The following is a 25,526-nucleotide window of genomic DNA, read 5'->3' on the forward strand; positions in this document are numbered from 1 at the left end:
GCACCCCGGCTGTTTCCAGCCGGGGTGCTTTGCGGTTATGATTATTTCAGCACGACTTCGCCGTTTTCATCGGCATCCACCACAAGGGTGCCGCCGGATGCCAGCGTGCCGTCGATCAGGCGCTCGGCGGCGGGGTCCTCCACCGCCTTGCGGATGGTGCGGCGCAGATCGCGTGCGCCGAAGCGCCCGCCCTGACTCTTTTGCACCAGCGCCTTGAGCGCTGCCGGGGTGTAGCTGTAAGCGATGCCCTTGGCTTCCATGCCGGGCTTGTACTCGTCCAGCATCAGGGCGGCGATGCCCTGCAAGGTCTCCTCGGTCAGGGGCTTGAAGGCGATCACTTCATCCACGCGGCCAAGGAACTCCGGGCGCAGGAACTGCGCCAGCGCCTTGCGGGTCTTTTCCTCGCTGCGCTGGGCGTCGCTCTTGTTAAAGCCAAGGCTGCCCGCGCTCTGGTCGCTGCTGCCGGCATTGGAGGTCATGCAGATGACCGTGTTGGAAAAATCCACCGTGCGTCCCTGCGCATCGTTGATCTTGCCCTCGTCCAGAATCTGCAGCAGAATGTTCATCACGTCCGGGTGTGCCTTTTCGATCTCGTCAAACAGCACCACGCTGTACGGGCGGCGGCGCACCTTCTCGGTGAGCTGACCGGCTTCCTCGTAGCCCACATAGCCCGGAGGAGAACCGATCATGCGGGACACCGCGTATTTTTCCATGTACTCGCTCATGTCCAGACGAATGAGCGGGTCGGGACCGTCGAACAACTGTTCTGCCAGCTGCTTGACCAGCTCGGTCTTGCCCACGCCGGTGGGGCCCACAAAGATGAAGCTTGCGGGACGGCGGCGGCCGGAAAGGTCGGCGCGGCTGCGCTTGATGGCCTGCGCCACCAGATGCACGGCTTCGTCCTGACCGATGACCTTCTGCTTGAGGGCATTTTCCAGCCCTGCCAGCTTGACGAACTCGGTCTCACGGATCTTTACCGCCGGGATGCCCGTCCACAGCTCGATGACCTTTGCCACATCGTCCATGGTCACCTGAATCTCGCTGGCAGCGGCCTGCTTGGCGGGCAGCTCGGATTCCAGCTTGGCGATGCGGGTCTTGCGCTCGGCTACGCGCTCGTAGTCGATGGCTTCGTTCACATCCGCGCTTTCCATCTCGGCTTCTTCCTGTTTCAGGGCGTCCAGCTCTTTCTGCATCCCCAGATACTCGGAGATGACCGGGTGTGCCAGATTGCAGCAGGCGCAGGCTTCGTCCAGCAGGTCGATGGCCTTATCCGGCAAAAAGCGGTCGGTGATGTAGCGCTCGCTCAGGGTGACCACCGCCGAAAGCACCTCGGCGGGCACCTGTACATGGTGGTGCTGCTCGTAGTAGCGCTTGATTCCGTTCATCACCGCAAGGGTGTCGGCTACGCTGGGCTCTTCCACCCGCACAGGCTGGAAGCGGCGCTCCAGCGCCTGATCTTTTTCGATGTACTTGCGGTACTCGGTAAAGGTGGTGGCGCCGATGACCTGAATTTCGCCACGGGAGAGGGCGGGCTTTAAGATGTTGCCCGCGTTCATGGCGCCCTCGCTCTCACCGGCAGAGGTGATGGTGTGGATCTCGTCAATGAACAGGATCACGTTGCCTGCGGCCTTCACCTCGCTCAGCAGACCCTTGACCCGCTGCTCGAACTGACCACGGAACTGAGTGCCCGCCACAAGGCTGGTGAGGTCGAGCAGGAAGATTTCCTTATCCCGCAGGCCGATGGGCACCTGTCCCTTGGCAATGCGCTCGGCAATGCCTTCGGCAATGGCGGTCTTGCCCACACCGGCTTCACCGATAAGGCAGGGGTTATTCTTCTGGCGGCGGCTCAAAATCTGGATGGTGCGGTAGATCTCGCGGTCGCGCCCGATGATATCATCCAGCTTGCCCTCCCGCGCCTTGCGGGTCAGGTTTTCGCAGTAGGTATCCAAAAACTTGCGCTTGGGCGGCTTTTTGCCGTTTTTGCGGTCGGCCTTTTTGTCGCCGTCCTGCTTTTCCGTGCCGGTAAAGCCCAGCGGGAAGGTGGCATTGCTGCCGGGTACAAGATCTTCGTCCATGTTCTCCGCATCGGCATCCTCGCCGGCGCCGGACATATTCATCAGCATGGAAAGGGGGTTGGAATCGCCCAGCTCCTCCATCATGCTCTCCATGCGGTTTTCCATGTTATCCAGATCCTGCTCCGACATCCCGAATTGTTTCATCAGATCGTCCACGGGCTTGATGTGCAGTTCCCGGGCACAGTGCAGACAGTACCCCTCCTGCTTCATCTGACCATTCTCCATCCGCTGGATAAAGATGATCGCCGGACGCTTCTGGCATCGAATACAGACCATAGTTCCTCCTTGTCGCCCCTGTTACAAAAAGGGGTTGAACACATTAAACGCTTTATAGTAAAGACTGCTGTGCATTACAGTGTCGTTAAGCACATTCAGGTTGCCGCCGGTGATGACCACCAGCCCCCACACCACGCACAGCACGAGGTATAGGTCCAGCATTGCGGTCATGCCGCCGGTCAGCCAGCCCAGACCCCGGTTCACTGTACCGATGACCGGGAGCTTATTCACCAGCCCCAGCACGGTGACCAGCATACTGACCAGCAGCCGTAGCACCGCGTAGAACACAAAGAACAGTACCAGCATGATCACCGGGGTGAGCAGCGGCTGCAATACTTTTTCCACGATGGTATCGGCCAGCACCACGGCGTTGTCTGCCAGCACGGCGTTGATGCTGCGCTCGCACGCCGCCACGATGGAGGCGCGGAAGCTTTCGGGCAAAAAGCCCGCGTACTGCTGCGCAATGCCGGAAAGGTTCACCACGCCGTCCTCCGAAAGGTGGGCGGCGATCTGGGTACGGAAGCCCCCGGCCAGCAGATTTTCGAACACCCAGCCCGCACAGGCGGCAGAACACTGCCGTGCGCCCAGCAGGCTGATGAGGTTGCCGGACAGCTGCACGATGCTGGCAAGAAAGCCCTTGCGGGCGTAGCGCACCATCAGCACCAGCCAGACCACCGTACATAGGATATCAAAAAGAAATGACGGATTCTTGAACATACCTTGTTTTCCCTGTTATAAAGATCACTTTCCCCGCAAAAATACCGGTTTCCCCCGGTCACTGGGCGCTGGAAGCCGTTTGCTCCGGCGGAGCGATCTGCTGCACCGTGTTGCCGCACAGCACCAGCAGCTGCTTGCCCGCGATGAGCGCCTGCGGACGGACGGAAAGCGTCTGTCCCCACTGGTACACCCCGTCTGCGGCAAAGCATTCCACGCCGCTGTCGGTAAGCAGATAAAAGTTTTGACCCCGGCGCAGGATCTGGTTTGCCGCAGGCACGTTGCCGCTGTACTGCACGTTCAGGTCTCTATCCAGCAGTACGGCGGTGCACACCTGTCCGTTTTCCAACAGCAGGGCGGCGTTTGCACCGTCCTGCGAAACGCTGACAAGACTGCCGCCGCCAAGGTCGAAGCGTCCCCGCTCGCCGCCGTCCGCACCGTACACCACGGCGCAGTTCTCGTACACAGCCAGCACGGTGTCGTTGTTCAGCCAGCCCAGCCATTGGGGCACGCTGTCCCCGCTGCTCAGCTGCACCGGGTCGCCCTGCGCAAGGCTGAGCACAAAGAGGTTTGCCTGTAACTGTCCGGCGCTGGAGGTGACCGCCGCCACCGCCAGACGGCGGCTGTCGGCGGCAAAGGCCATCCGCACCGGGGTGCCCTGCGCGCTGGTCATATCCCAGTGCAGCTGCTCGCTCATGGTGGGGGTATACACGGTCAGCCGGGCGGTGCTGTCGGCAGAATCGGTGGCCACTGCCAGCGTGCCGGTGTCCGACATGGCACACAGATAGATGCTGTTTTCCAGCGTTTTGCTGTAAAGGTTCTGGGTGCGGCTTTCCACCCGCAGCTCGTTGCCGGAGCGGTTGTACAGCACAAAGCGGGTCTTGCCCGCAGCCAGCGCCGGGCGGGCGTAGCCGCTCTGGATGCTGGCAAGGCGGGTGCCGCCAAGGCTGTACACCACACAGGCATCCTCGTCCATGGCTGCAAAGCTGCCGGACATGGGTTGCACTGCCGTTAAATCACCAAGGCCGGTCTGCTGCGGCCAGCCCACCGCCGGGGACAGGGCGATGTGCACCGTATCCACCATATCCTTTACCCGGGCGATGGATGCACCCACCGCGCCGGTGGCAAACAGAGTGACCAGTATCAGCGCCGCCAGAAGAATGGCAGTGCGGCGTAAACGGCGGCGGCGCACCCGCTGGCGCGCTGCTTCCAGATATTCCACACGCCCGGCAGAAAGCGGCTCTCCGTCCGGGTTGCTGCCGCCGCGATGAAGCTTTTTCATGGCTGCTCCTCCTTTTCCGGGTAATCCACGCACTTTAAAAACAAGCCCTTTGCGGGCAGGGTGGGGCCCGCCCGGCTGCGGTCCCGGCTTGCCAGAATGGCGGGGATGTCCGCAGCGCGCAGCCGCCCCGCGCCCACCTCGCACAAAGTACCCGCCAGAATGCGCACCATGTTGTACAGGTAGCCGTCGGCGGTCACCTCAATGTCCACCTCGTCCCCGCGCCGGGTGACATGGCAGTCCGTGATGGTGCGCACGGTGTCCCCGTGGGCGGCGGCAGAACTGCCCGCCGCGCACAGCGCCAGAAAATCGTGGGTCCCCACAAACTGCTGCGCCGCTGCCTGCATGGCGGCTTCGTCCAGCCGCCGGGGCACCCGGGTGTAGTAGGCGGCATCAAAGGGCGAGTCGATGGGGTGGTTATGGATGCGGTACAGGTAGGTCTTGGTATGGGCGGCGTACCGGGCGTGGAAATCCTCCGGCACGGTCTGCGCTGCAAGCACCCGGATATCCGGCGGCAGATGCTGGTTGAGCGCCAGCGGCAGCTTCTGGGGCGGGATGCGGGTATCGGCGTGGAAATTCAGCCGGAAGCCCAGCGCGTGCACCCCGGCATCGGTGCGGCTGCAGCCCTTGATATCGGGCCGTGAGCCCAGCACCGCTTCCAGTGCATCCTGAAAGGTGGCCGCCACGCTGCGCCCGTTGGGCTGCACCTGAAAGCCGCAGTAATTTGTGCCGTCGTAGGCAAGGGTAAGTAAAAAGTTCATAGTTCTGATTTAAAATGGCCGCTGCTTCGCTCTGGCCATATTCAGCGGAAAAACGTTTTTTATTTCGTGTCTGTCGCGGTCTGCGGACCGCGACAGACACACTTTCACCGGAGGGGCCGCAGCGGGAAGCGGCATTTTCTCCCATCAGAGAAGTTCCGTACCAAAAGCTCCCCCTTTCGGGGGAGCTGGCAATGCCGCAAGGCATTGACTGAGAGGGTTCTCCTCTTTAATAATTCGGGAACACCAGCCGGGAGGCAAGGATGACGGCAAAGCAGGCGATGCAGACCGCAAGGTCGATGTAGTCCTGCTTTTCGCAGCGCAGCACCTTCAGACGGGTGCGGCCTGTGCCGCCGCGGTAGCAGCGGCACTCCATGGCCATAGCCAGCTCGTCCGCGCGGCGGAAGGCCGAGATGAACAGCGGGATGAGCACCGGCACCAGCGCCTTGACCCGGTCGGTCATTTTGCCGGTGTCCAGCTGTGCGCCGCGCGCCTTCTGCGCGTTCATGATCTTATCCGTCTCCTCGATGAGGGTGGGGATAAAGCGCAGCGCAATGCTCATCATCATGGCCAGCTCGTGCACCGGGAAGTGCAGCTTGCCCAAGGGCTTGAGCAGCTGCTCAATGGCATCGGTCAGCACGATGGGGCTGGTGGTGTAGGTAAGCAGGCTGGTGCCCGCAATGAGCGCCATCACGCGCACCGCCATCAGCACTGCATAGCGCACGCCCTCGGCGTAGATGGTCAAGAACCAGAAATGCACCAGCGGGTCACCCTCGCCGGAGACAAAGAACAGGTTCAGCACCGCCGTGAACAGCACGATGGGCAGGATGGGCTTCAGGCTTTTGCCGATCATCTTGACCGGAATTTTTGCCACCTTGTACATGACCCCCAAAAAGAGGATGGACAAAGTAAGCCCCAAGGGGTTGGAGGCCGCAAACAGCAGCACGATATAGGCGACGGTCAGCACAAGCTTCAGTCTGGGGTCGAACCGGTGCACCAGACTGTTGCCCGGGAAGTGCTGACCGATGGTGATATCTCGCAGCATCAGACAGCACCCCCTTTCTGTGCAGTGCTGCGGGGCAGCACAAGGCTTTCCCCGGCATCGCGGCGGCGCTTGGCTTCCAGCAGGGTCTTGACCGCGTAGGGAATGGTGTACACGTCCGCAGGGACGTCCACCCCCATCTCCCGCAGCTTGAGGAAAATTTTCGTCACCTGCGGCACCGACAGCCCCAATTCCAGCAGCTCCGGGGCGCGGGCAAAGACCTTTTCCACCGTGTCGTACATGGCAATTTTCTTGTTGCTCATCACCAGCACACGGTTGGCGTACTTGGCAATATCCTCCATGCTGTGGGACACCAGCAGCACGGTGGTGCCGGTCTTTTTGTGGTACTCCTTCACCTCGGAAAGGATATCGTCCCGTCCCTCCGGGTCAAGACCGGCGGCAGGCTCGTCCAGCACAAGGATGCGGGGCTTCATGGCCATGACGCCCGCCACCGCCACCCGGCGCTTCTGACCGCCGGACAGCTCAAAGGGGCTGCGCTCCAAAAGCGCCGGGTCTAAGCCCACAAAGTCTGCGGCTTCGTGGACGCGGCGGTCTACCTCGGCCTCGTCCAAGCCCATGTTCTTGGGGCCAAAGGCGATGTCCTTGTAGCAGGTCTCCTCAAACAGCTGGTATTCCGGGTACTGGAACACAAGCCCGGTGAGAAAGCGGAAATCCCGGATCTTTTCCGGGTCTGCCCACAGATCGCGGCCGTCAATGAAAATTTTGCCGCTGGTGGGCTTATTCAGGCCGTTCATGTGGGTGATGAGGGTACTTTTGCCGGAGCCTGTCGCCCCGATGATGCCCACAAAATCGCCCTCTTCTACGGTAAAGCTCACGTCATCCAGCGCGGTCACTGCGGTGGGCAGGCCGGGGTTATAGACGTAGCTCAGATGTTCTACCTTAATGATATCTGCCATTTCGTCCGCCCCCTTACTGCAGCAGCTCATACAGCGCCTGTGCACAGGCACCGGTGTCGATGATGCCTTCCGGCATCGGGATACCGGCCTTCACCAGCTCGTCCCGCAGCTCAGCGGCCTGCGGCACGTCCAGATGCAGACTGCGCACCTTTTCGGTCTGGCTAAACACCTCTTTCGGGGTGCCCTCCATCACCACATGACCCTTGCTCATCACCAGCACACGGTCAGCCTGTGCGGCTTCTTCCATATAGTGGGTGATGGACACCACCGTAATGCCCATGTTCTCGTTCAGGTAGTGGATGGTCTGCATCACCTGCTCGCGGCCGCGCGGGTCCAGCATGGCGGTGGCTTCGTCCAAGATCAGGCAGTCCGGGCGCATGGCAACCACACCGGCAATGGCCACGCGCTGCTTCTGACCGCCGGAAAGGTTGTGGGGTGCGCGCTCGCGGTATTCGTAGATGCCAGCCATCTTCATGGAGTCGTCCACCCGGCGGCGCATCTCGTCCTGCGGCACCCCGAGGTTTTCCAGCGCAAAGGCCACGTCCTCTTCCACCACAGTGGCAACGATCTGGTTGTCCGGGTTCTGGAACACCATACCCACGGTCTGGCGGATATCGTAGAGTTTGTCCTCGTCTGCGGTATCCATGCCCTCCACATACACCTTGCCGCTCTCGGGCAGCAGAATGGCGTTGAAGTGCTTCGCCAGCGTGGATTTTCCGCAGCCGTTTGCACCCAGCACCGCCACGAACTCCCCGCGCTTCACCTGCGCAGATACGCCGTCCAGCGCATAGACCGGCTGCTCGGCATCGTAGCGGAACTTCAAATTTTCAGCAGTTAAAATCGTATCACTCATGCTTTGTTTCTCTTTCTGGTGGTGCGCCCCTCCGAAAGGGGCTGTACCCCATTCTATTGAAATTGCTTGCTTATTTTTAACGTCCTCGCCCTCTCAGTCAAATCTTTACAGATTTGCCAGCTCCCCCAAAGGGGGAGCCTCTGGCGAAGAGGATAAGTTTTCGGTTTTGCCAAAGGCTCCCTCCCCGAGGGAGCTGGCACGGCGACAGCCGTGACTGAGGGAGTTCTTTCCTTATTCTTCCCAAATGGCGGTGGCGCCGCAGGGCACCACGCCGCCGGTGGCAGACACCGGCAGGCCGATCTCATCGCAGCTGGTCTTGCCGCCAAAGCGGGGCACCAGCGTGGTTTTGAGCATATACTCCATGACTGCCGGGGACAGGCCGGTGGTGTAGCTGTTGACCGCAAAGAACAGCGGGGTATCGCTGAGCACCTCTTCGCACTGGCTGATAAGGTCGTAGATGCAGTCCTCCAGCTTCCAGATCTCGCCGCCGGGGCCGCGCCCGTAGCTGGGCGGGTCCATGATGATGCCGTCGTAAGTGTTGCCCCGGCGCTTTTCCCGCGCCACGAACTTGGCGCAGTCGTCCACCAGCCAGCGGATGGGCTTGTCGGTCAGGCTGCTTGCCACGGCGTTGTCCTTGCCCCATGCCACGATGCCCTTGGAGGCGTCCACATGGCAGACGGTGGCACCGGCAGCGGCGCAAGCCAGCGTAGCGCCGCCGGTGTAGCCAAACAGGTTCAGCACCTTCACCGGGCGGTTCGCTGCGCGGATCTTCTGCTGGTACCACGCCCAGTTGACTGCCTGCTCCGGGAACACACCGGTGTGCTTGAAGCCGGTGGGGCTGACGATGAGGGTGAGCTTATCCTCCCCCTCGCCGCAGCTGATCTTCCACTTTTCCGGCAGACGGCGGCGGTACTCCCACTCGCCGCCGCCCTGATTGGAGCGGTGGTAGATGGCATCTGCCTTTGCCCACAGGGGGCTTTGCTTGGGGGTCTTCCACACCACCTGCGGGTCGGGGCGGATGAGCAAAGTCTCTCCCCAGCGTTCCAGCCGGTTGCCGTCGGTGGCATCCAGCAGTTCATAGTCTTTCCAAGTATCTGCAGGGCGCATAGCGTCCTCCTTCCGTTTACTGCTTCAAATTCCTATATAATAAGTCAGAACAGGCTCTGCTGGCCGTTTTCCTCGGCGCTGCCGGTCTCCGGGGCTTTCATGCCCAGATGCTCGTAGGCAAGGCGGGTGGCGCAGCGTCCGCGCGGGGTGCGGGTCAAAAAGCCCATCTGCATCAGATACGGCTCGCACAGATCCTCCAGCGTGACGGCCTCCTCGCCCAGCGCGGCAGCCAGCGTTTCCAGACCTACCGGGCCGCCGTTGTACATCTCAATGATGGCGCGCAGCAGGCTGCGATCCAGCTCATCCAGACCCAGCGCGTCCACGTCCATCCGCTTCAGACCCAGCAGCGCCACATCCTGATCGATGATGCCGTCACCCAGCACGGTGGCAAAGTCGCGGATGCGCTTCAAAAAGCGGTTCGCCACGCGGGGCGTGCCACGGCTGCACTTTGCCAGCTCATAAGCGCCTTCCGGGGTGATGGGCTGATCCAGAATGCCCGCCGACCGCATGATGATGCGGGAAAGCTCGTCCGGGCTGTACAGTTCCAGCTTGAGCAGCACGCCAAAGCGGTCGCGCAGCGGGCCGGTGATCTGTCCGGCGCGGGTGGTAGCGCCCACCAGCGTGAACCGGGGCAGGTTGATGCGGATGCTCTGGGCACTGGGGCCCTTGCCGATCATGATATCCAGCGCGTAGTCCTCCAGCGCGGGATACAGCACCTCCTCCACCTGCCGGGACAGGCGGTGGATCTCGTCGATAAACAGCACATCGCCCTCCTGCAGGTTGGTCAGCAGGGCGGCAAGGTCGCCGGGCTTTTCAATGGCCGGGCCGCTGGTGATGCGGATCTGTACTCCCATCTCGTTGGCGATGATGCCCGCCAGCGTGGTCTTGCCCAGACCCGGCGGGCCGTAGAGCAGAATGTGATCCACCGGCTCGCCCCGGCGCTTGGCGGCTTCCAGATAGATCTTCAGGTTCTGCTTGGCCTTTTCCTGCCCGATGTAGTCCTCCAGATGCTGCGGGCGGAGGTTATTTTCCTCACTGTCCGCCGGGGTCATGGCGGGCTGCATCATTTTTGCGCCGTACAGCGCGGTATCGTCCTGCATTGCTTACCTCCTGCCTGCCATGCTGCGCAAGGCCAGCTTGATGATCTCTTCCACCGGCAGCGTGGCATCGATCTTTGCGATGGCCAGCGCCGCCTCGCTCTGGCTGTAGCCCAGCGACACCAGCGCTGCAATGGCCTGTGCGCTGCTTTGGGTCGCGGGTGTATCGGCGGCAGAGCCCGCCACATCTTCCAGCGAGATGCCGTCCACAAAGCCCTTGGCCACCTTATCCTTCAGTTCCAGCACGATGCGCTGCGCCAGCTTCGGCCCCACGCCGGAGGCGGCCTTAAAGGCCTTGTGGTCTCCCGCCGAGATGGCCAGCGCCACCCGCTGCGGCTCCATGACGCTGAGGATGGCAAGCCCCACCTTGGGGCCCACGCCGGACACGGCGGTCAGCATCTCAAAGCAGGCCTGCTGCTCCTCGGTGGCAAAGCCGTACAGGCTCACATCGTTCTCGGTCACGCTCATCACGGTGTACAGGGTGGTTTCCTGCCCCACACCGGGCAGTGCCCCCGCCACGCTGGCCGGGCACTGGGTATAGTAGCCCACGCCGCCGCAGCTGAGCACCACGGCGTTCAGGCTTTTTTTCACGATTTTTCCAGTCAGACAGTAGATCATAGAATCCTCTCAGTCAAGACCCGCCGCCCCGCAGGGCGGCTGTGGTATGCGGTCAGATGGGCCCCGCCACCCGGCGGGTGTAGCGGTTGAGCTGGTTGCCGTTGGTGTGGCAGAAGGTAATTGCCATGGCCAGCGCATCGGCGGTGTCGTCCGGCTTTGGCACGGCGGGCAGATGCAGCAGCACCCGGGTCATCTCCTGCACCTGCTTTTTCACGGCCTTGCCGTAGCCGGTGACCGCCTGCTTGACCTGCATGGGGGTGTACTCGTAGATGGGCAGCCCCGCCTGCGCCGCCGCCAGCAGTATGACCCCGCGCGCTTCGGCTACGCCGATGACGGTGGTCTGGTTGTGCTGGTAGAACAGCTTTTCGATGGCAAGCACCTCGGGCTTTGTGCGCTCGATGACCTCTTTGATGCCGGTATACACCTCATCCAGCCGCCGCTCAAACGGCACGCCTGCGTCCGTGCACACCGCGCCGAAATCCACCGGCGCAAAGCGGTTGCCCGCATACTCCACCACGCCCCAGCCCACGATGGCGTAACCGGGGTCGATGCCCAAAACTCTCATGCTGTGTTCCCTTTCCGACACTACTCCTATTATAGTTTTCTATTATAGCACAACGTCTGGTTGGGGGCAACAAGAAAGCTGTCGCCCGCCGCCCCAAAACCCGCGCTGCACCGCACAGAAGCCGGATTTCGGGGTGCTTTTTCAAAAAAGTTTTACAATTTTTGAAAAAAGGTCTTGCTTTTCGGCACAGGCTATGGTATTATAGTCTAGCTGATTTCGGCAAAACAGAATATGGACGGTTAGCTCAGCTGGTAGAGCATCTGCTTGACGTGCAGGAGGTCACAGGTTCGAGTCCTGTACCGTCCACCAAAACAAAAGTCCCTGACTTCGGTCAGGGGCTCTTTTGTTGCGTCATCCACTAACCTGCGTCAGAGCAGGACGGTACAGGGCTCGAACAGCACGGCCGCGCCGCAGGCGGGGCAATCAAAGCCCTAGCAGGGCTTTGATTAGTGTGCGGTTCCCAACGCGTAGGAATGTCTACCAAGAAAGATGCCGCCAGACCATTCGATCTGGGGATTTTTTTGTGGCGGAGGTCACAGGACGAGAACCGGAACGAGCAAAGGCAGGGTATCATCATTACGATGGTATCCTGCCTTTTGTGCGATAGGATGATCATAAACCAAAGGCTCCCACCTGTTCTGTCGTATGCACAGAGCGGGCGAGAGCCTTTGTGATGAAAAGAAGAAAATGAAGAAGATGACTTGTTATTTGGCGGCTTTTTCGCCCTCCGGGAAGATGATCTTATTCACGAAGAAGAAGATGACCATGGAGATGCCGCCGTTCAGCACCGTAGTGCCGATGTTGTAGATGAAGTCCGGCACCAGCAGACCCGCCACCGCCACCCAGATGCAGTTGATGGAGTTGACGATGCAGGTGATGACGCAGAACGCCAGCACATACCAGCCGATCTGCTTTGCCAGATTGCCCTTGCTGCGGAACACGAAATTACGCTGGATGGGGAAATTGATGCACTCGCCGATGACCATGGCGATCATGTAGGCGCAGAAGTAGGGCAAGCCGCCGTGGGCGGCATCGTAGCCGAGGATGTTCCACTTGAAGGTCTCGCCGAACAGGGTGATATCAATGCCCGGCCAGCCGAAATCCACCACCGGCAGGCTTGCAAAGGCCTTGGGCAGAAATTGCAGCAGCAGGTACTTGAACACGGTGATGAGGTTGGACACGATGACGAACAGGCCGCCCTCGCGCACCCACTTGGCAGCGGCGGGGTGCTTTGCCGCGAAGTTATTCCAGAAATTCATAGCCTGCTTCCTTTCAGCTGTTTTTCAAGCGCTCTTCCATGCGGCTGTTCAGCACGATGTTCTTCACGGCCTCCACGATCACCCGCACAAGGCCGATGATCCAGAAGCCCTGCAGCTCCATCACGATGCCGTCCACCATGCCCATGCTGATAGCGCCATTGGTCATTTTGGCCAGCGCCCGCAGAGGCATATTGTACTGGAACAGGATGTTCAGGTCGGGCTTGCCTTTTTTGATGCTGCGGCGCAGCAGGGTGCCCAGCACGGCAGCTGCCAGCCAGCCGATGGGGCTGCGTCCGTGCCCCATCTCGCCCAGCGTCATGTTGCGGTCGATATGTACCTTGTTCTCCGGGATGGGACGGCCCAGCAGCGCTTCAAACTCCGCGTCCGGCACGTTCTGCACCTGTGCGGTGCGGTAATGGGCAAGGTCTTTGCCCGCGTAGGGGTCGGGTGCGCCGGTGCCCGCCACCGTGACGGCGGCAGTCAGACGGATATCGGCGCTGGAAGCGCCCACCAGCAGCTGATAGCTGCCGCCTTCCACCTCCCAGCGGTCGGTGGTAACGTTCCAGTAGCGGAACGCCTTGTCGTCCAGCGGGATGGTGACGGTCTTGCTCTCTCCGGCTTCCAGCTGCACCTTGGTAAAGCCCTTCAGCTCCTTGGCGGGGCGGAAAATCGTTGCATCCGGCTTTGCCACATACAGCTGCACCACCTCGGCACCTGCACAGCTGCCGGTGTTGGTGACAGTCAGGGTCACGCCGTTTTCGTCTGCTTTCAGGTCACTGTACGCAAAGCTGGTGTAGCTCAGGCCGTAGCCGAAGGGGAAGGCGGTGGGCACACCGGCGGTGTCGTAGTAGCGGTAGCCCACATACAGCCCCTCGCGGTACTCCACAGTGGGACCGTCGCCGCCGAAATGCGCCTTTGCGGGGGTGTCGGCGTAGCTGCGCGCCCAAGTCTCAGCCAGCTTGCCGCAGGGGTTCTGCGCACCGGTGAGCACCTCGACCAGTGCGCCCGCACCGGCCTGACCGCCCAGGCAGCCGTAGACCAGCGCCTTGCAGTCCTTGACCCAACCGCTTTCCAGCGAGGAGCCCGCGCTCAGCAACACCACCACATTGGGGTTTGCCGCCGCCACAGCCGCCAGCAGTTCCAGCTGGTTCTCTGCCAGCTTCATGTCGGCGCGGTCGATGCCCTCGCTCTCCTTGATCTCGTCCAGACCCATGCACAGCAGCACCACATTGGCGTTCTTTGCCAGCTGCACCGCCTCGGCCTTCAGCACCTCATCGGGCTTGCCCTGCCGGTCAAAGCCCTTGGCGTAGCCGACGCTGTTCAGGCCGCTCTCGGCAAGGCAGTCCAGAAAGGAATCCACCTTGATGGAGTTGACGGCACTGGAGCCTGCACCCTGATAACGGGGTGTCTGCGCAAAGTCGCCGATGACCGCCACCTTCTCCCCCTTTGCAAGGGGCAGCAGGCCGTTTTCGTTCTTCAGCAGCACGATGCTCTGGGCAGCAGCCCGGCGTGCCAGTGCGTGGTGGGCGTCGGCATCGAACTTGCCTGGTGCGGCGTCCACCGCCGCCTTGGTGGTGAACACCAGCTCCAGCAGTTCGTCCAGCCGGGCGTCCACGTCCGCTTCGGTGATCTTGCCGGTCTGCACCGCCTTCATCAGCTCCCGGATGGCGTCCCCGCCGGGGGCAGGCATTTCCAGCGTAGAGCCGTTCTTTACGCCGAGGGCGTGGTCGTTGCTGCCGCCCCAGTCGGTGACCACTGCGCCGTCAAAGCCCCAGTCCCCGCGCAGGATATCCATGAGCAGGTGGGTGTTCTCGTTGGCGTAGGTGCCGTTGACAAGGTTATAGGCGGACATGATGGTCTTAGGCTGCGCTTCTTTGACCACCATCTCGAAGCCGGTCAGGTAAATTTCCCGCAGGGTGCGCTCGTCCACGATAGAATCCGAGGCCATGCGGCGCAGCTCCTGACTGTTCACCGCAAAGTGCTTGGGACAGGCGGCAATGCCGTTTTTCTGGATGCCGCGGACGTAGGCCGCAGCCATCTTACCGGCAAGGTAGGGATCCTCCGAGAAATACTCGAAGTTGCGGCCGCACAGGGGGCTGCGCTTGATGTTCAGGCCGGGGCCCAGCAGCACCGACACGCCCTGTGCCGCTGCTTCTTCGCCCATGGCTGCGCCCACAGCCTCGCCCAGCTCCGGGTCCCAGCTGTTGGCAACGGTAGCCGAGGTGGGGAAGCAGGTGGCAGGCACACTTGGGTTCAGGCCCAGATGGTCAGCCGCGCCCGCCTGCTTGCGCACGCCGTTGGGGCCGTCCGACAGGGTAATGGCGGGGATGCCCTTGCCCGGCAGCGCCCGGGTGGTGAACACCGTGCCGCCGCTCAGCAGGGCGCATTTTTGTTCCAGATCCAGGCTGTTGATGATATCTGTGTGTTTCATGGGTCTCTCCTGACAATCAAAAAAAGGGGGCGGGCGTTTGCCCGCCGCCCCTTCTGTTCCTATGTGTTGATCAGACGGTTTTTACGTCCTCTTTCTTTTTACGGAAGCGGAGAATCGTCAGAACGACCAGAACTGCGATCAGACCGCCGCAGACACCATCCACTGCGTAGATGACCTTCTGGTAAGGCTCGACCTTTGCCAGATAACGGCTGCCCGGCATACCGCCGTTCATTGCCTTGGAGTTTGCAATGGTGTACAGGATGTTATGGATTGCTTCACGACCGTAGTGGTAATCTGCAACGTCATCCTTGTTAAAGGTGTACCGTGCGCCGGTGGGCAGGTTCGTCAGCTTGCCGTCTGCACCGGCCTGGATCATCTGGCCAGCGTCCATAAAGACACCGGTGTTTGCGTTGTCGGTGATGATAAAGCCGTGGAAGCCCCACTCGTTGCGCAGCAGGCCGGTGATCATGTTGTAGTTGCCGCCGGCCCAGGTATAGCCAACGCGGTTGAAGGAGGTCATGATGCCGGTGACGGACGGGATCTCGGTGGTGGCATTGCTGTAAGTGCCGTCGCCGTTGTCCTTTGCATAGTTCATCTCGACCTTATCAGACTTGACGCACATCTCAAAGGGCTTGAGGTAGATCTCGCGGGCCGCCTGCTCGTTCAGGAAGGTCGCAATGCTGTACTGGCCTTCACGGTCGCCGCGGTGGTCCTCCTGATCGTTGATGGCGTAATGCTTGACAAAGACATACATACCGCGGGAGGCGACACCCTCACACTCGAGGGAAGCAATGTGACCGCCGATGAACGGATCCTCGGAGTAATACTCGCTGTTGCGGCCGGAGAATGCCGTGCGGTGCATATTGACAGCAGGTGCATACCAGCCATCAACGCCCAGATAGTAGGACTCGTCGCCAATGTTCTCGCCGTAGTGAGTGGCCAGATCATCGTTGTAGGTCTGTGCCAGAACGATCACGCCGCAGTGCGTGATGTTGCCCTTGAAGTAGAGGTTGCCGCTTGCATCAAAGCCGTAGTTGACCAGGCCGGTGGCAGTGTCGCGGTCGGTCGTGGAGGGCTTATCCACCGACTTGATGGCAGCCGTGCCATAGCCGGACTGCGTGATCAGGGTCTGATAATCGCTGGGGGTCAGCTGGTCGAGCAGTGCGTCCCACTTTTCATCATCGTAATCCAGACCGCGCATATCGATCAGACCCAGACCGTTGTCCTTGCCGTAAACGATCTCATCGGTCAGGGTGGAGAAGTCGGTGGGGTTCAGGGAATCAAAAGAATCCAGCTTTGCAAGGTCCTCCTTGCTGATCGTCTTGCGGTAGGTATAGGATGCAGCCTTGCCGCTGGCATCGGTACCATTGATGGGGTTGCCCCAGGTGCTGATCTGGTCGCTGACCTCGCCGTCAACGGTCGGCCAGGTGCCAGTCCAGTCACTGCGGGAGAGATACTGCAGCCCGCCGTTTGCATGGTCGAGCTGATTGGTGATCTCCACACCGGTCGTGGTGTCAAGCTTGTAGGTCGTGGTATCCACGGTGCCGTTTGCCGGGGTGTAGATTTCAACAAAAGCAGTGTCGCCATCCGCGGTCATACCGTCTGCCACGCTCTTTCCCTTGGCAGAGAGGATGTTGTTGACCGCTTCGTGTGCGTTTTTAGCCGCAGTGATATAGTAATCACCTGCGTCCAGAATGTAGGTCTTGGCATTGACGTAGTCGTAGGACTTCAGCTGTTCCTGGTCGAAGGTGACCGTCACGGTCTCGCTTGCACCGGGAGCCAGCTCCGAGGTCTTGGCGTAACCGACCAGTTCAACGGCAGCCTTTTCCACCTTGTTGGCCTTGTCATAATCGGTGTAAGGGCTCTGTGCGTAGACTTCCACAACGTCCTTGCCTGCAACAGAACCGGTGTTGGTGACCTTGACCGTCACGGTGCAGGTATCGCCATCCCAGCTGGTGTTGTAATCCGACCAGTCAAAGGTGGTGTAGGACAGGCCGTAGCCGAAGGGGTACATCACAGCATCGTCGTAGTTGTAATCGCCCGCATTGCCCTGACCGAGGACTTTATCCTCGTAACGGGTCTCGTAGTAGCGGTAGCCAACATAGATGCCCTCTTTGTAGCTGACGTAGTTGTACTTGGTGAGGTTGCCATTCTCATCGTAGTAGGCAAAGTCGCCGAAGTTCTGCGCCGCCGGGCTGTTCATGGCATCCACTTCATAGGTATCCACGGTGCGGCCGGAAGGATTGACCTTGCCGGAGAAGATCTCAGCCAGAGAGCACAGGCCGTAGTCGCCCATGGCAGGAGCCGAGATGACCGTGTGGATGCTGGGATAATCCTCCACCCAGCTCAGATCGACCGCTGCACTGGAGTTGAGCAGCAGCACCACATCGTCAAAGTTGTCGTTCAGATACTGCAGGATCTCCAGTTCCGTAGAATCCGGCTCCAGATAAGTCTTGGTCTTGTCCTCTTCCACATCGGTGTGGTTGTACATGGAGCGGGGCATATCACGGCCTTCGCCCGCCACACGGCTGAACACAAAAACAGGAACCGTATTCTTCATGGAATCGGTCAGACCCGGCTCTGCTTTCATAACAGACAAGGGGCATTCGTTGATGGAAAAGTCCTCGTCATCACCGTAGGAAACGGAACCAACGCCCAGACCGTAATCCTTGCCGTTGCCTTCGGAATAGAATTTCCAGAGGTCCTCGTTGACACCGAACCCGGCATCTTCAAAGGCCGTTTTCATATCGACTTTGTTGCCGCCGATGTAGCTGACTGCCGAATGGCTGACAAAACTGAAGGTGGTATCCGTGCTGTACGGCATTCTGCCTTCATCGTTCTTCAGCAGGACGATGCCCTCTGCTGCAATCTGCTTGTTCAGGGCGATCTCATCCTCAACCAGCGCATCCTCTGTGTCAAAGCCGGGCTTGCCGTATTCCATATTAATGCCTTCGGTCTTTGCCTTGCTGTTGTCGATGCCTCCGCTCTTCAGGCCCAAAATGCTCTGCACGCTGCTGGCGTTGGGCGGGATCAGCACATTGGCCGCAACTATACCGCCCGCCAATGCGACACACAACACACCCGAAACGGCAGTTTTGATGATCTTGCCCATCATCTTACCGTCCTTCTTTTTCTGTGCCATAACTGTTAACTCCTTCTCTTTTGGGTACACGACCCGGTTCATGGCTGTTCTCCGGAGTGCGTCCACTCCTTTGCTTGATGTCATTTTATCATATAAACCGCAAAACGAACCGTTCTTTGCACAATCTGTCGTTTGGGATGCATAATTTGAAAAAAGTTTCAAATTGGTTTCATTTTTTATTGTGCTTATTCACAATTCCACTGCCCCTGATTTTGTGCATATTGCAAAAAGGGCGGGGATCACTCCCCGCCCTCGGTCTGTTGAATCCCCGCCTGCGGCAGAAGCACCCGCAGGGTGAACCAGCCGTCCTCCCAGTGCACGGTCATGCTGCCGCTGTGCTGCTGCGCAGCCGCCTGCAGGCTGCGCAGGTCGTAACCGCCGTGGGCACTGCGCAGCGGCAGACCGTCTGCACCCAGCTCCACCGGCTTTTGGCAGTAGTTCTCCACCCGGAACAGCACAAAGCCGTTCTGGGCATACACCGCCGTGCGGATCAGCCGCTTTTCCGGGTCCTGCTCGGCGGCGCAGCTTTCAATGGCGTTGTCCAGCGCGGTGCCCACCAGCGTGCAGATCTCCCGGGTGGACAGATGGTCCAGCAGATGCCCGTCTGCCACGCTGGTCATGCGGATCTGCTTTTCCTGACATTCCATGCTCTTGGCGGTGAGCAGGATGTCCAGCACCGGGTTTCCGGTCTTATTCTCCGCCTCATACTGCAGAATGCTGTTCTCCATCTTTGCCAGCGCCGCGTCCTGCTTGGCGCGGTCCCGCTGGGCACGGATATCAGCGATCTGGACCTTCAATTCATGGTAGCGGCTGTTGATGAGCTCGATGCCCTCCTTGCTGCGCTTGTACTGTTCGTACTGCCGGTGCAGCACATTGTCCATGGCAGAAAGCTCCTGATGCAGCGCGCTCTCCCGCAGTTGCTCGTGCTGCAGCGTCAGGATCAGCACCCCGCAGAAATCCACCAGCGTGCGGATGCAGAACACGTTCATGGTCGCCGGGCTCTCCCCCAGAAACAGAAGGTTGCTGACCACGAACACCGTGCCCGCCATGACAAATGCCGCCAGCGCAGCCTTGTTGCTGATGTCCAGATGCTTTTCGGGCAGCGGACGGCTGCGCTCCAGCCAGAACATCAGGCCGTAGACCGCGCCATAGACCGCCGCCAGCAGCGCCAGCGCCAGAGGGTCAAAGCCGCTCCGGTGCGGAAACAGCCAGCAGTGCAGCTGCCATTCTGCGCTGGCAGCAAACTCTGCCAGCAGAAACGCCCGGGCGGTGATGTACAGTGCCTCCAGCCAGTTGACCGCCCGGCTGCCCCACAGGTACCCGTAGAGCAGCAGCACCGCGCAGAGCATACAGGGCACCCACCACGCCAGCGGCACATAGCCGGTCTTGTGCAAAAAGATTCCCAGCACCAGTGCCCACACCACCGTGACCGCGGTCTGCCGGTGGAACCGCCGTGGCAGGCGGCGGGCGTAGAGCAGCACCGCCAACACCTCTGCCAGCGCCGTGTACAGGCGGGGGATGCTCGGCAGCATGGTCATGAGCCCTCACCTCCGATGTAGTCGGTCAGTGCGGCAAGAAAGGCCTTGCGCTTGGGGCGGCTGATCTGCAGCTCATAGGGCCCCACCTGCACCGTGTTCTGCTGCACCGCCTGCACCTGCGCCAGATTTACCAGATAGCCGCTGTTGCAGCGGGCAAAGGGGCGGCCCGCCAGCTTTTCCTCCACTGCCTTGAGGGTGCCCGGTGCCGAAAAATCGCCGTCCTCGGTGTAGTAATGCACCCGGTGGCCTTCGCTTTCCAGATAATACAGCCGGGAGCTGTCCAGCCGCCGCAGGCCGCTCTCCACCGGGACCATGAGATAGTGGCTGGCGCGGCGGGCCAAATTTTTCTCGGCCTTTTTCAGCTGCTCGGAAAATGCAAAATACGGTACCGGCTTCAGCACATAGTCCAGCGCCCCCACCGAGTAGCCCCGGATGGCATACTGCGCCATATTGGTGATGAAGATCAGGATGACGTCTGCATCCATCTGCCGGATGCGCTCTGCCGTGGTCATGCCGTCCAGATGCTTCATCTCCACATCCAGAAAAATAATGTCGTAGACCGCGCGGTAATTGTCCAGAATGTCCACCCCGTCCGCAAAGACCGATACTTCAAATTCTGTTCCGTACTGCCGGGTATACCGCCGGATGTACTCCTGCAATACCCCCTGCACCTCCGCGTCATCCTCTACGACTGCCACCCGGATCATGACCGCACCTCCCTTACCACACCTTTGTGGAACTGCTACGGCTCTATTATAGCGCAATCACGCCGGGTTTGCCAAGTCCCCGTCCCGACAAGTTTCCATCTGCAAATTTTACGCTATCGGGGTGTTCTTTCCTTGGCGGGTGTGGTATACTCGATTTAGTTCAACAAATTGGAAGTTGTGAACTTAGAATTAGAGGTGTTGAAAATGAAAATAATAATTATATTTATTGATTTACTGATGGCAACCGTTCTCTTTTTTGTTGGAAGATTTTTTATCAAATCAAGGAATACAGAAAGAAGTGTGCTGTTTTTATCAGGAGATTATACTGGATTAAACACAGAGAAAATATGCAGAGTTACTGGAAAACGGATTAAGACATGGGCAATGCTCTTTTGTCTTGGCGGTATAATTGATTTTATCAAGCCGGGCGCAGGAATAATAATAGTTTCCGTTTTTTTTTATTATCTTACTTGTATTTCATTTGGTTGATATGACTATAAATCGAGACAAGTACCGGGTATAAATTCCAGTTTGTCGCACTCATTCCCGGCAAAAGACAACGCACAAACACACATATAAAGGAGAACCTTCCCCATGGAATACAAACGTTTTGGCAATAAGATCATTGTACGCATCGACAAGGACGAAGAGATCCTTGAACAGGTCAAAGAGCTTGCCCTGAAGGAAAACATCCGCCTTGCCGCCGTGCAGGCGCTGGGCGCCACCAACAGCTTTACGGTGGGCGTATACAATGTAGCGGAGAAGAAATACTACGCCAACACCTTCAGCGGCAGTTTTGAGATCGTGTCCCTGACCGGCACCATCAACACCATGAACGGCGCATTCTACACCCACCTGCACATGAGCGCCGGCAACGACAAGGGCGAGGTGTTCGGCGGACATCTGAACCGGGCGGTGGTCAGCGCCACCTGTGAGATGGTGGTGGATGTTCTGGACGGCACAGTAGACCGCCAGTACGACCCCGTTACCGGGCTGAACCTGTTCAAGTTCTGATCTTATCTGTAAAAAGCCAAGGCCGCTGCGCGATGTCTGCGCAGCGGCCTTTTGCTTATAGCTCTTCCTGCCGGGTATAGGGCTCCATGCCGTGGTCGGCAGGGTCATAGTATTCCAGCAGGGTAATGTAGGTTTCCAAAAAGTGACACAGCACTGTTTTCAGGATGCCGCTCAGCTGCCCCTTTACCGTGATGGTGGACAATACAAAGTCTGACACCAGCTGCAGCGTCTCCGGGTCCAATTCAAAGCACAGACCGACTGCCAGCATGGGGATCACGATCTGCTGTGCCTGCAGCGGCACTGCATTGCCCAGCTTTTCCAGCAGCGGGCGGCTCAGGGCAGAGGCCGCCTGCACACAGCGCTCCACCTTTTCCTGCGGGAACTGCTGCATGGGCTCCATGCTGCGCAGCTGCGCCACCACGGCAGCATCGTCCAGAATGACGCCCCGGGTCACCTCTGCTTCCGAGCGGGTGGTCACGCATTGCAGTATACAGCGCATGGCATCCTCGTAGTCCTCGTGATAGGTCTGACGGCTGCCGAACAGGGTCATCATGGACTGCAGCATGGCATCGGTCTCCTCGGTGACGGCCAGCCGCCCGAAATCCAGCGGTGCGCCCTCCATCCCTGCGCTGCGGTCGTTCAGCGCCTGCAGTTCCTCCGGGACAACTGTAGCGGGCAGAAAACGGTCGTTGCCGTTGCGGTAGAAGCCCCACTCTGCGGGCAGCACCCGGGGGACCACATCTCCGCTGGAGATGATGTTGAAGATGTTGCTGGTGCCCCAGTTCTTTTTCAGACTGCCGCTTGCCGTATGGTTGTTGTCAAAGTCCTGCTGCAGCTCGGGGCAGTCTGCCGCCGCCAGCGCAGCCGGGGCGGCAAAGGTATAGATGAAGGTGTTTTTCTTTTCCAGCTGCGGCAGCACGGCGGGCAGACGCGCCGCCACTAAATTCGTTACGCCGCCGGCACGGCTGTAGCCGCCCATCCAGAGCTTCAGGGTACCCAGCGGCTGGCGCTTGGCCGATGCCTGAACATATCCGCGTATTTTTTCAGTCAGCTGCCGCGCCGCTGCTACAAAACCCGTGTGGGCGCTGCCGGAGCCTGCATGAAGGTTGCCGGACCACTCGGCTCCATAACCGGAGCCGCGCACGAACGCCCCGATGATGGTCACCTGTCTGCCGCCGCGCACCAGTGTTTTGCGGGCAACGGCACAGGCCGCCGTATCCGGGGCATCGTTCAGGCTGTGGGTATAGTTGAACAGCTGCACCTCGGCAAAGCCCAGCTTTGCAAAGGCATCCCGGATATGGTCGGCACGGCCGACCTCGCCCGTCATCCAATAGTACCGGTCGCTCTCCCACGAGCTGTCCGCAGCCGCAGCCATGCCCAAGGTGGCCAGTGCCAGCTTATCGTCGTACTCTGTGGCGGCGTGGTCGAACAGGCTGTCGCTGTAATAGTAATCGTGCCGCAGGTCAGCGCTGCAGCGGTCGCTGCGGTACCACAGGGTATAGTAGTCGTCCGGCACGGCGCGGCCGACCAGCGCCGTAGCCGCCCCGGCCTGCGGCAGCGCCGCTCCGGGAGCCAGTGCCCCCGCCGCAAGGGTCACCGCAAGACCCTTACAAAAGTCCCGTCGTTTCATGCTTCATCTCCTCTGCCCCTGCGGCCTGTACACCGCAGACATTTTTTATAGTATAATCCTTTTTGCCGCCGGATGCAATTTTTACTTGCGGCGGCAGATGGGACGATTTGGAATGCCCTCCGCTATCGGGTTGCGGCACCCAGCATCCGCATCGTGCCTTGGGCGGCACTGCGGTTAGCATCCTCGCCCTCTCCGTCTGCTCACTGCGTTCGCAGCCACCTCTCCCAAAGGGAGAGGCCTTGGCATGGCGGCAAAGTTGCCGGTTAAATTGCGAAGTATACGGTTTCGCCAGAGGCTCTCCCTTTGGGAGAGCTGGCGCGTTAGCGCCGGAGAGGGCGAGGACGCTGTCGGAGAACAAGTTCCTATAAAAACGGAAAACCGGAGCGTCCGCAAACGCTCCGGTTTTCCGACATTATAATTATTTACAGCGAAAGATCCAGCTCGTGGCAATATTCCACGATATGGTGGAACATCTGCTCCACGGCGGGAGCCATAGACGCCGGGCGCTGCACGGCCAAGCCCACCACGCGGTACTCCTCCGGCTCGATGGGGTACACCTTGACGGCGGCCTTGCAGTCCCGCAGCAGCATCTGCGGCATGATGGAGATGCCAAGCCCGGCTTCCACCATGGCGATGTTGGACTGGTCGTCGATGACATGGCAGCGGCGCTCGGTGCCGATCTTGTATTTCTTGAGGAACTGGCGCATCTCGGCGTCGGTGGCGTCGCACTGCACTACAAAGCTCTGGCCGTTCATCAGCGCCGGGGTCATTACGCCGTCCTGCGGCTCCGGCCAGTCCTGCGGCACGATGCACAGCAGCGGCTCCCGGAACAGCTCGGTGAGGTTGAACTCCTCCCGGCAGGTGGAGGACAGGAAGGCGATGTCCACCTGACCGGTGCGCAGCCATTCCTTGACATCGTCGTAGGTACCCTGATATACTTCGATCTCGATCTGCGGATAATGCGCCGCAAAGCTTTTCAGCAGCCCGGGCAGCAGCGAGGCGCACACCGAGTTGAATACGCCCAGCTTCACCTTGCCCTTTTCCAAGCCGTTCAGGCGGGCGATGCTCTGCTTCAGCGCCTCGTCACTGTTGAGCACATCGCGGATAGAGGGATACAGGGAAGCGCCGTAGCTGGTCATGGACACGCCGTTTTTGCCGCGGTTGAACAGAGCAAAACCCAGCTCCTCCTCCATTACGGCAATGGCGTGACTGATGGCCGAGGGGGTCAGGTGCAGCTGCTGTGCCGCCTTGTTGAAGCTGCCCTGCCGCGCCACAGCATCAAAAATTTCGTAGGAAAATAGCGTCATGCCCAAAGCCTCCTTCCGTCTTTACTGGTTCGGAGACGCCCGATTCTCTGTGAATCTTTTTCATCTTTCGTTTGAGTCAGTTCAATTATCTTCTTGATTGTACTATCCCGCGCCTTTTCTGTCAAGCATTTTGCCCCGATTTTTGCACGCTCTGTGCGGATTTTGCTGCAATTGCTGCAGGAAATGCCGCCTTTCTTCCGTTATAGTTTTTATAACGATTTTTTACAAACTGACCGAGGTGTTTTTATGACCGCACTATCTCCGCGCCGCACCTTCAGCGGCACCGCTCTGAAAACCATTGCCTGCATTACCATGCTGGTGGACCACATCGGCGCGTCCTGCATCGAGGCCGGCATCCTTACGCCCGGGCTGGACGCCGGCACCCTCTCGCAGGACACCCTTTCTGCCTACCCGCTGTACCGGCTGGACATGGTGCTGCGCTTCACCGGGCGGCTGGCCTTTCCTCTGTTCTGCTTTTTGCTGGTGGAGGGCTTTGTGCACACCCACAACGTCAAAGGCTATTTGGGGCGGCTGGTGCTGTTCGGCCTTCTGAGCGAAGTGCCCTTTGACCTTGCGTTCTTCCGCACCCCCTTTGACCCCAGTGCACAGAACGTTTACTGGACGCTGGCGCTGGGCGTGCTGGCTATGGCAGGGCTCAAGCGCTTTGAAAAGGAAAACGGCCTGCCCGGCTGGCAGGGGCTTGTGTGGGCGGTCGGGTGCGCCGCGCTGGCGCTGGCTGCCCATACTGACTACAACGCCATCGGCGTGATCATCATCTGCGCGCTGTACCTCACCCGCACAAACCGCAAGCGGCAGTGCCTTGCAGGCGCGCTGCTGTTTATGTTCGAGCTCACCGCACCGCTGGCCTTTGTACTGGTCTGGTTCTATAACGGACAGCGCGGCGCGTGCAGTCCGCTACAAAAGAAGGCCTTTTACTGGTTCTACCCGGTGCACCTGCTGGTGCTGGCAGGCATCACGAACCTGCTGCTGTAATTTTACCGATAAATAGCGCAATGCCGGACAGTCCGTGGGCTGTCCGGCATTGTATTTTTTATGGAAGGGTCGTAATGGGAAACGGCATTTGCAGCGTTGCTGCTATGGCAGCTTTCTGCTTGCCGCAAGCGTGCAAAGACGCTCCGCTGGGCCAGAGGCAGGGAGGGGTGTTCCGACTCCCCCCTCCCTACCTCTGGACTCCAC

At 59.8% G+C, this 25,526-nt stretch carries 21 protein-coding genes and 1 tRNA gene; 4 read left to right on the forward strand and 18 right to left on the reverse strand.

Going from position 1 to position 25,526, the window contains the following annotated elements:
* Positions 1-41: 41 nt before the first annotated feature.
* From WMO20_RS10820 to ruvC, 11 genes are all read right to left on the reverse strand, one after another.
* Positions 42-2,351, reverse strand: a complete 2,310-nt coding sequence (locus tag WMO20_RS10820; protein WP_349186845.1) for an ATP-dependent Clp protease ATP-binding subunit — start codon at positions 2,349-2,351, stop codon at positions 42-44.
* Between the two features lie 21 nt (positions 2,352-2,372).
* Positions 2,373-3,068, reverse strand: coding sequence for a hypothetical protein (locus WMO20_RS10825; protein ID WP_349186846.1), 696 nt, complete (start codon positions 3,066-3,068; stop codon positions 2,373-2,375).
* Between the two features lie 58 nt (positions 3,069-3,126).
* Positions 3,127-4,347: a DUF5711 family protein gene (locus tag WMO20_RS10830; RefSeq protein WP_349186847.1), complete on the reverse strand. Its 1,221-nt coding sequence runs from the start codon at positions 4,345-4,347 to the stop codon at positions 3,127-3,129.
* Complete coding sequence (truA, locus tag WMO20_RS10835; RefSeq protein ID WP_097782900.1) at positions 4,344-5,105, reverse strand: tRNA pseudouridine(38-40) synthase TruA; 762 nt, start codon at positions 5,103-5,105, stop codon at positions 4,344-4,346. Before truA ends, WMO20_RS10830 begins: the two co-directional genes overlap by 4 nt.
* 226 nt (positions 5,106-5,331) lie before the next feature.
* Positions 5,332-6,147, reverse strand: coding sequence for an energy-coupling factor transporter transmembrane component T family protein (locus WMO20_RS10840; RefSeq protein ID WP_112090965.1), 816 nt, complete (start codon positions 6,145-6,147; stop codon positions 5,332-5,334).
* Positions 6,147-7,061: an energy-coupling factor transporter ATPase gene (locus WMO20_RS10845; RefSeq protein ID WP_217296411.1), complete on the reverse strand. Its 915-nt coding sequence runs from the start codon at positions 7,059-7,061 to the stop codon at positions 6,147-6,149. Before WMO20_RS10845 ends, WMO20_RS10840 begins: the two co-directional genes overlap by 1 nt.
* Positions 7,062-7,074: 13 nt before the next feature.
* On the reverse strand, positions 7,075-7,914 hold the full coding sequence (locus WMO20_RS10850; protein WP_154265942.1) for an energy-coupling factor transporter ATPase: 840 nt from the start codon (positions 7,912-7,914) through the stop codon (positions 7,075-7,077).
* A 231-nt stretch (positions 7,915-8,145) separates the two neighbouring features.
* Entirely contained in the window at positions 8,146-9,021 is an 876-nt protein-coding gene (locus WMO20_RS10855; protein WP_097779083.1) for a class I SAM-dependent methyltransferase, read from the reverse strand.
* A gap of 44 nt (positions 9,022-9,065) precedes the next feature.
* Entirely contained in the window at positions 9,066-10,121 is a 1,056-nt protein-coding gene (gene ruvB / locus WMO20_RS10860; protein ID WP_349186848.1) for a Holliday junction branch migration DNA helicase RuvB, read from the reverse strand.
* A 3-nt stretch (positions 10,122-10,124) separates the two neighbouring features.
* A complete protein-coding gene (gene ruvA, locus WMO20_RS10865) occupies positions 10,125-10,736 on the reverse strand; it encodes a Holliday junction branch migration protein RuvA (protein ID WP_055186644.1) in 612 nt (203 codons plus the stop codon).
* A gap of 52 nt (positions 10,737-10,788) precedes the next feature.
* Complete coding sequence (gene ruvC, locus WMO20_RS10870) at positions 10,789-11,301, reverse strand: crossover junction endodeoxyribonuclease RuvC (RefSeq protein WP_005921987.1); 513 nt, start codon at positions 11,299-11,301, stop codon at positions 10,789-10,791.
* 233 nt (positions 11,302-11,534) lie between these two features.
* Between ruvC and WMO20_RS10875 the strand changes: the two genes are divergently transcribed.
* Positions 11,535-11,610: transfer RNA gene (locus tag WMO20_RS10875), tRNA-Val, on the forward strand.
* A 395-nt stretch (positions 11,611-12,005) separates the two neighbouring features.
* Here WMO20_RS10875 and WMO20_RS10880 read toward each other — a convergent pair.
* The 5 genes from WMO20_RS10880 to WMO20_RS10900 form a co-directional block, all read right to left on the reverse strand.
* On the reverse strand, positions 12,006-12,560 hold the full coding sequence (locus WMO20_RS10880) for a GtrA family protein (RefSeq protein ID WP_006735322.1): 555 nt from the start codon (positions 12,558-12,560) through the stop codon (positions 12,006-12,008).
* A 13-nt stretch (positions 12,561-12,573) separates the two neighbouring features.
* The gene (locus tag WMO20_RS10885) at positions 12,574-14,991 is read right to left on the reverse strand and encodes a glycoside hydrolase family 3 C-terminal domain-containing protein (RefSeq protein ID WP_349186849.1); all 2,418 of its coding nucleotides are present in this window, start codon (positions 14,989-14,991) and stop codon (positions 12,574-12,576) included.
* A 70-nt stretch (positions 14,992-15,061) separates the two neighbouring features.
* Complete coding sequence (locus WMO20_RS10890) at positions 15,062-18,133, reverse strand: glycoside hydrolase family 3 N-terminal domain-containing protein (RefSeq protein WP_044960132.1); 3,072 nt, start codon at positions 18,131-18,133, stop codon at positions 15,062-15,064.
* Between the two features lie 239 nt (positions 18,134-18,372).
* On the reverse strand, positions 18,373-19,671 hold the full coding sequence (locus WMO20_RS10895) for a GHKL domain-containing protein (protein ID WP_349186850.1): 1,299 nt from the start codon (positions 19,669-19,671) through the stop codon (positions 18,373-18,375).
* Positions 19,668-20,378 (reverse strand): LytR/AlgR family response regulator transcription factor, encoded by a 711-nt coding sequence (locus tag WMO20_RS10900; RefSeq protein WP_349186851.1) that lies wholly within the window; start codon positions 20,376-20,378, stop codon positions 19,668-19,670. The genes WMO20_RS10895 and WMO20_RS10900 overlap by 4 nt, the downstream gene beginning before the upstream one ends.
* Positions 20,379-20,555: 177 nt before the next feature.
* Here WMO20_RS10900 and WMO20_RS10905 point away from each other — a divergent pair, with 177 nt between their 5' ends.
* Positions 20,556-20,867: a hypothetical protein gene (locus tag WMO20_RS10905; protein WP_349186852.1), complete on the forward strand. Its 312-nt coding sequence runs from the start codon at positions 20,556-20,558 to the stop codon at positions 20,865-20,867.
* A gap of 105 nt (positions 20,868-20,972) precedes the next feature.
* The gene (locus tag WMO20_RS10910; RefSeq protein WP_112090974.1) at positions 20,973-21,392 is read left to right on the forward strand and encodes a PPC domain-containing DNA-binding protein; all 420 of its coding nucleotides are present in this window, start codon (positions 20,973-20,975) and stop codon (positions 21,390-21,392) included.
* Positions 21,393-21,447: 55 nt separating this feature from the next.
* On the opposite strand, the gene WMO20_RS10915 is transcribed toward WMO20_RS10910, so the two are convergent.
* Complete coding sequence (locus WMO20_RS10915; RefSeq protein ID WP_349186853.1) at positions 21,448-23,022, reverse strand: lipase family protein; 1,575 nt, start codon at positions 23,020-23,022, stop codon at positions 21,448-21,450.
* 422 nt (positions 23,023-23,444) lie between these two features.
* Positions 23,445-24,329: a LysR family transcriptional regulator gene (locus WMO20_RS10920; protein WP_015537220.1), complete on the reverse strand. Its 885-nt coding sequence runs from the start codon at positions 24,327-24,329 to the stop codon at positions 23,445-23,447.
* A gap of 246 nt (positions 24,330-24,575) precedes the next feature.
* Between WMO20_RS10920 and WMO20_RS10925 the strand changes: the two genes are divergently transcribed.
* Complete coding sequence (locus WMO20_RS10925) at positions 24,576-25,322, forward strand: TraX family protein (RefSeq protein WP_349186854.1); 747 nt, start codon at positions 24,576-24,578, stop codon at positions 25,320-25,322.
* Positions 25,323-25,526: the final 204 nt, after the last annotated feature.

The sequence above is a fragment of the Faecalibacterium intestinale genome (assembly GCF_040096575.1).
GTDB lineage: Bacteria > Bacillota > Clostridia > Oscillospirales > Ruminococcaceae > Faecalibacterium > Faecalibacterium intestinale.

Coding starts and splice junctions, on each gene's coding strand:
- WMO20_RS10850 (WP_154265942.1), bottom strand. CDS start 7,914: ATGAGTGATACGATTTTAACTGCTGAAAATTTGAAGTTCCGCTACGAT.
- WMO20_RS10895 (WP_349186850.1), bottom strand. CDS start 19,671: ATGACCATGCTGCCGAGCATCCCCCGCCTGTACACGGCGCTGGCAGAG.
- WMO20_RS10915 (WP_349186853.1), bottom strand. CDS start 23,022: ATGAAACGACGGGACTTTTGTAAGGGTCTTGCGGTGACCCTTGCGGCG.
- WMO20_RS10830 (WP_349186847.1), bottom strand. CDS start 4,347: ATGAAAAAGCTTCATCGCGGCGGCAGCAACCCGGACGGAGAGCCGCTT.
- WMO20_RS10880 (WP_006735322.1), bottom strand. CDS start 12,560: ATGAATTTCTGGAATAACTTCGCGGCAAAGCACCCCGCCGCTGCCAAG.
- WMO20_RS10910 (WP_112090974.1), top strand. CDS start 20,973: ATGGAATACAAACGTTTTGGCAATAAGATCATTGTACGCATCGACAAG.
- WMO20_RS10845 (WP_217296411.1), bottom strand. CDS start 7,061: ATGGCAGATATCATTAAGGTAGAACATCTGAGCTACGTCTATAACCCC.
- truA (WP_097782900.1), bottom strand. CDS start 5,105: ATGAACTTTTTACTTACCCTTGCCTACGACGGCACAAATTACTGCGGC.
- WMO20_RS10890 (WP_044960132.1), bottom strand. CDS start 18,133: ATGGCACAGAAAAAGAAGGACGGTAAGATGATGGGCAAGATCATCAAA.
- WMO20_RS10925 (WP_349186854.1), top strand. CDS start 24,576: ATGACCGCACTATCTCCGCGCCGCACCTTCAGCGGCACCGCTCTGAAA.
- ruvC (WP_005921987.1), bottom strand. CDS start 11,301: ATGAGAGTTTTGGGCATCGACCCCGGTTACGCCATCGTGGGCTGGGGC.
- WMO20_RS10900 (WP_349186851.1), bottom strand. CDS start 20,378: ATGATCCGGGTGGCAGTCGTAGAGGATGACGCGGAGGTGCAGGGGGTA.
- ruvA (WP_055186644.1), bottom strand. CDS start 10,736: ATGATCTACTGTCTGACTGGAAAAATCGTGAAAAAAAGCCTGAACGCC.
- WMO20_RS10820 (WP_349186845.1), bottom strand. CDS start 2,351: ATGGTCTGTATTCGATGCCAGAAGCGTCCGGCGATCATCTTTATCCAG.
- ruvB (WP_349186848.1), bottom strand. CDS start 10,121: ATGCAGGACGATACCGCGCTGTACGGCGCAAAAATGATGCAGCCCGCC.
- WMO20_RS10920 (WP_015537220.1), bottom strand. CDS start 24,329: ATGACGCTATTTTCCTACGAAATTTTTGATGCTGTGGCGCGGCAGGGC.
- WMO20_RS10855 (WP_097779083.1), bottom strand. CDS start 9,021: ATGCGCCCTGCAGATACTTGGAAAGACTATGAACTGCTGGATGCCACC.
- WMO20_RS10885 (WP_349186849.1), bottom strand. CDS start 14,991: ATGAAACACACAGATATCATCAACAGCCTGGATCTGGAACAAAAATGC.
- WMO20_RS10840 (WP_112090965.1), bottom strand. CDS start 6,147: ATGCTGCGAGATATCACCATCGGTCAGCACTTCCCGGGCAACAGTCTG.
- WMO20_RS10825 (WP_349186846.1), bottom strand. CDS start 3,068: ATGTTCAAGAATCCGTCATTTCTTTTTGATATCCTATGTACGGTGGTC.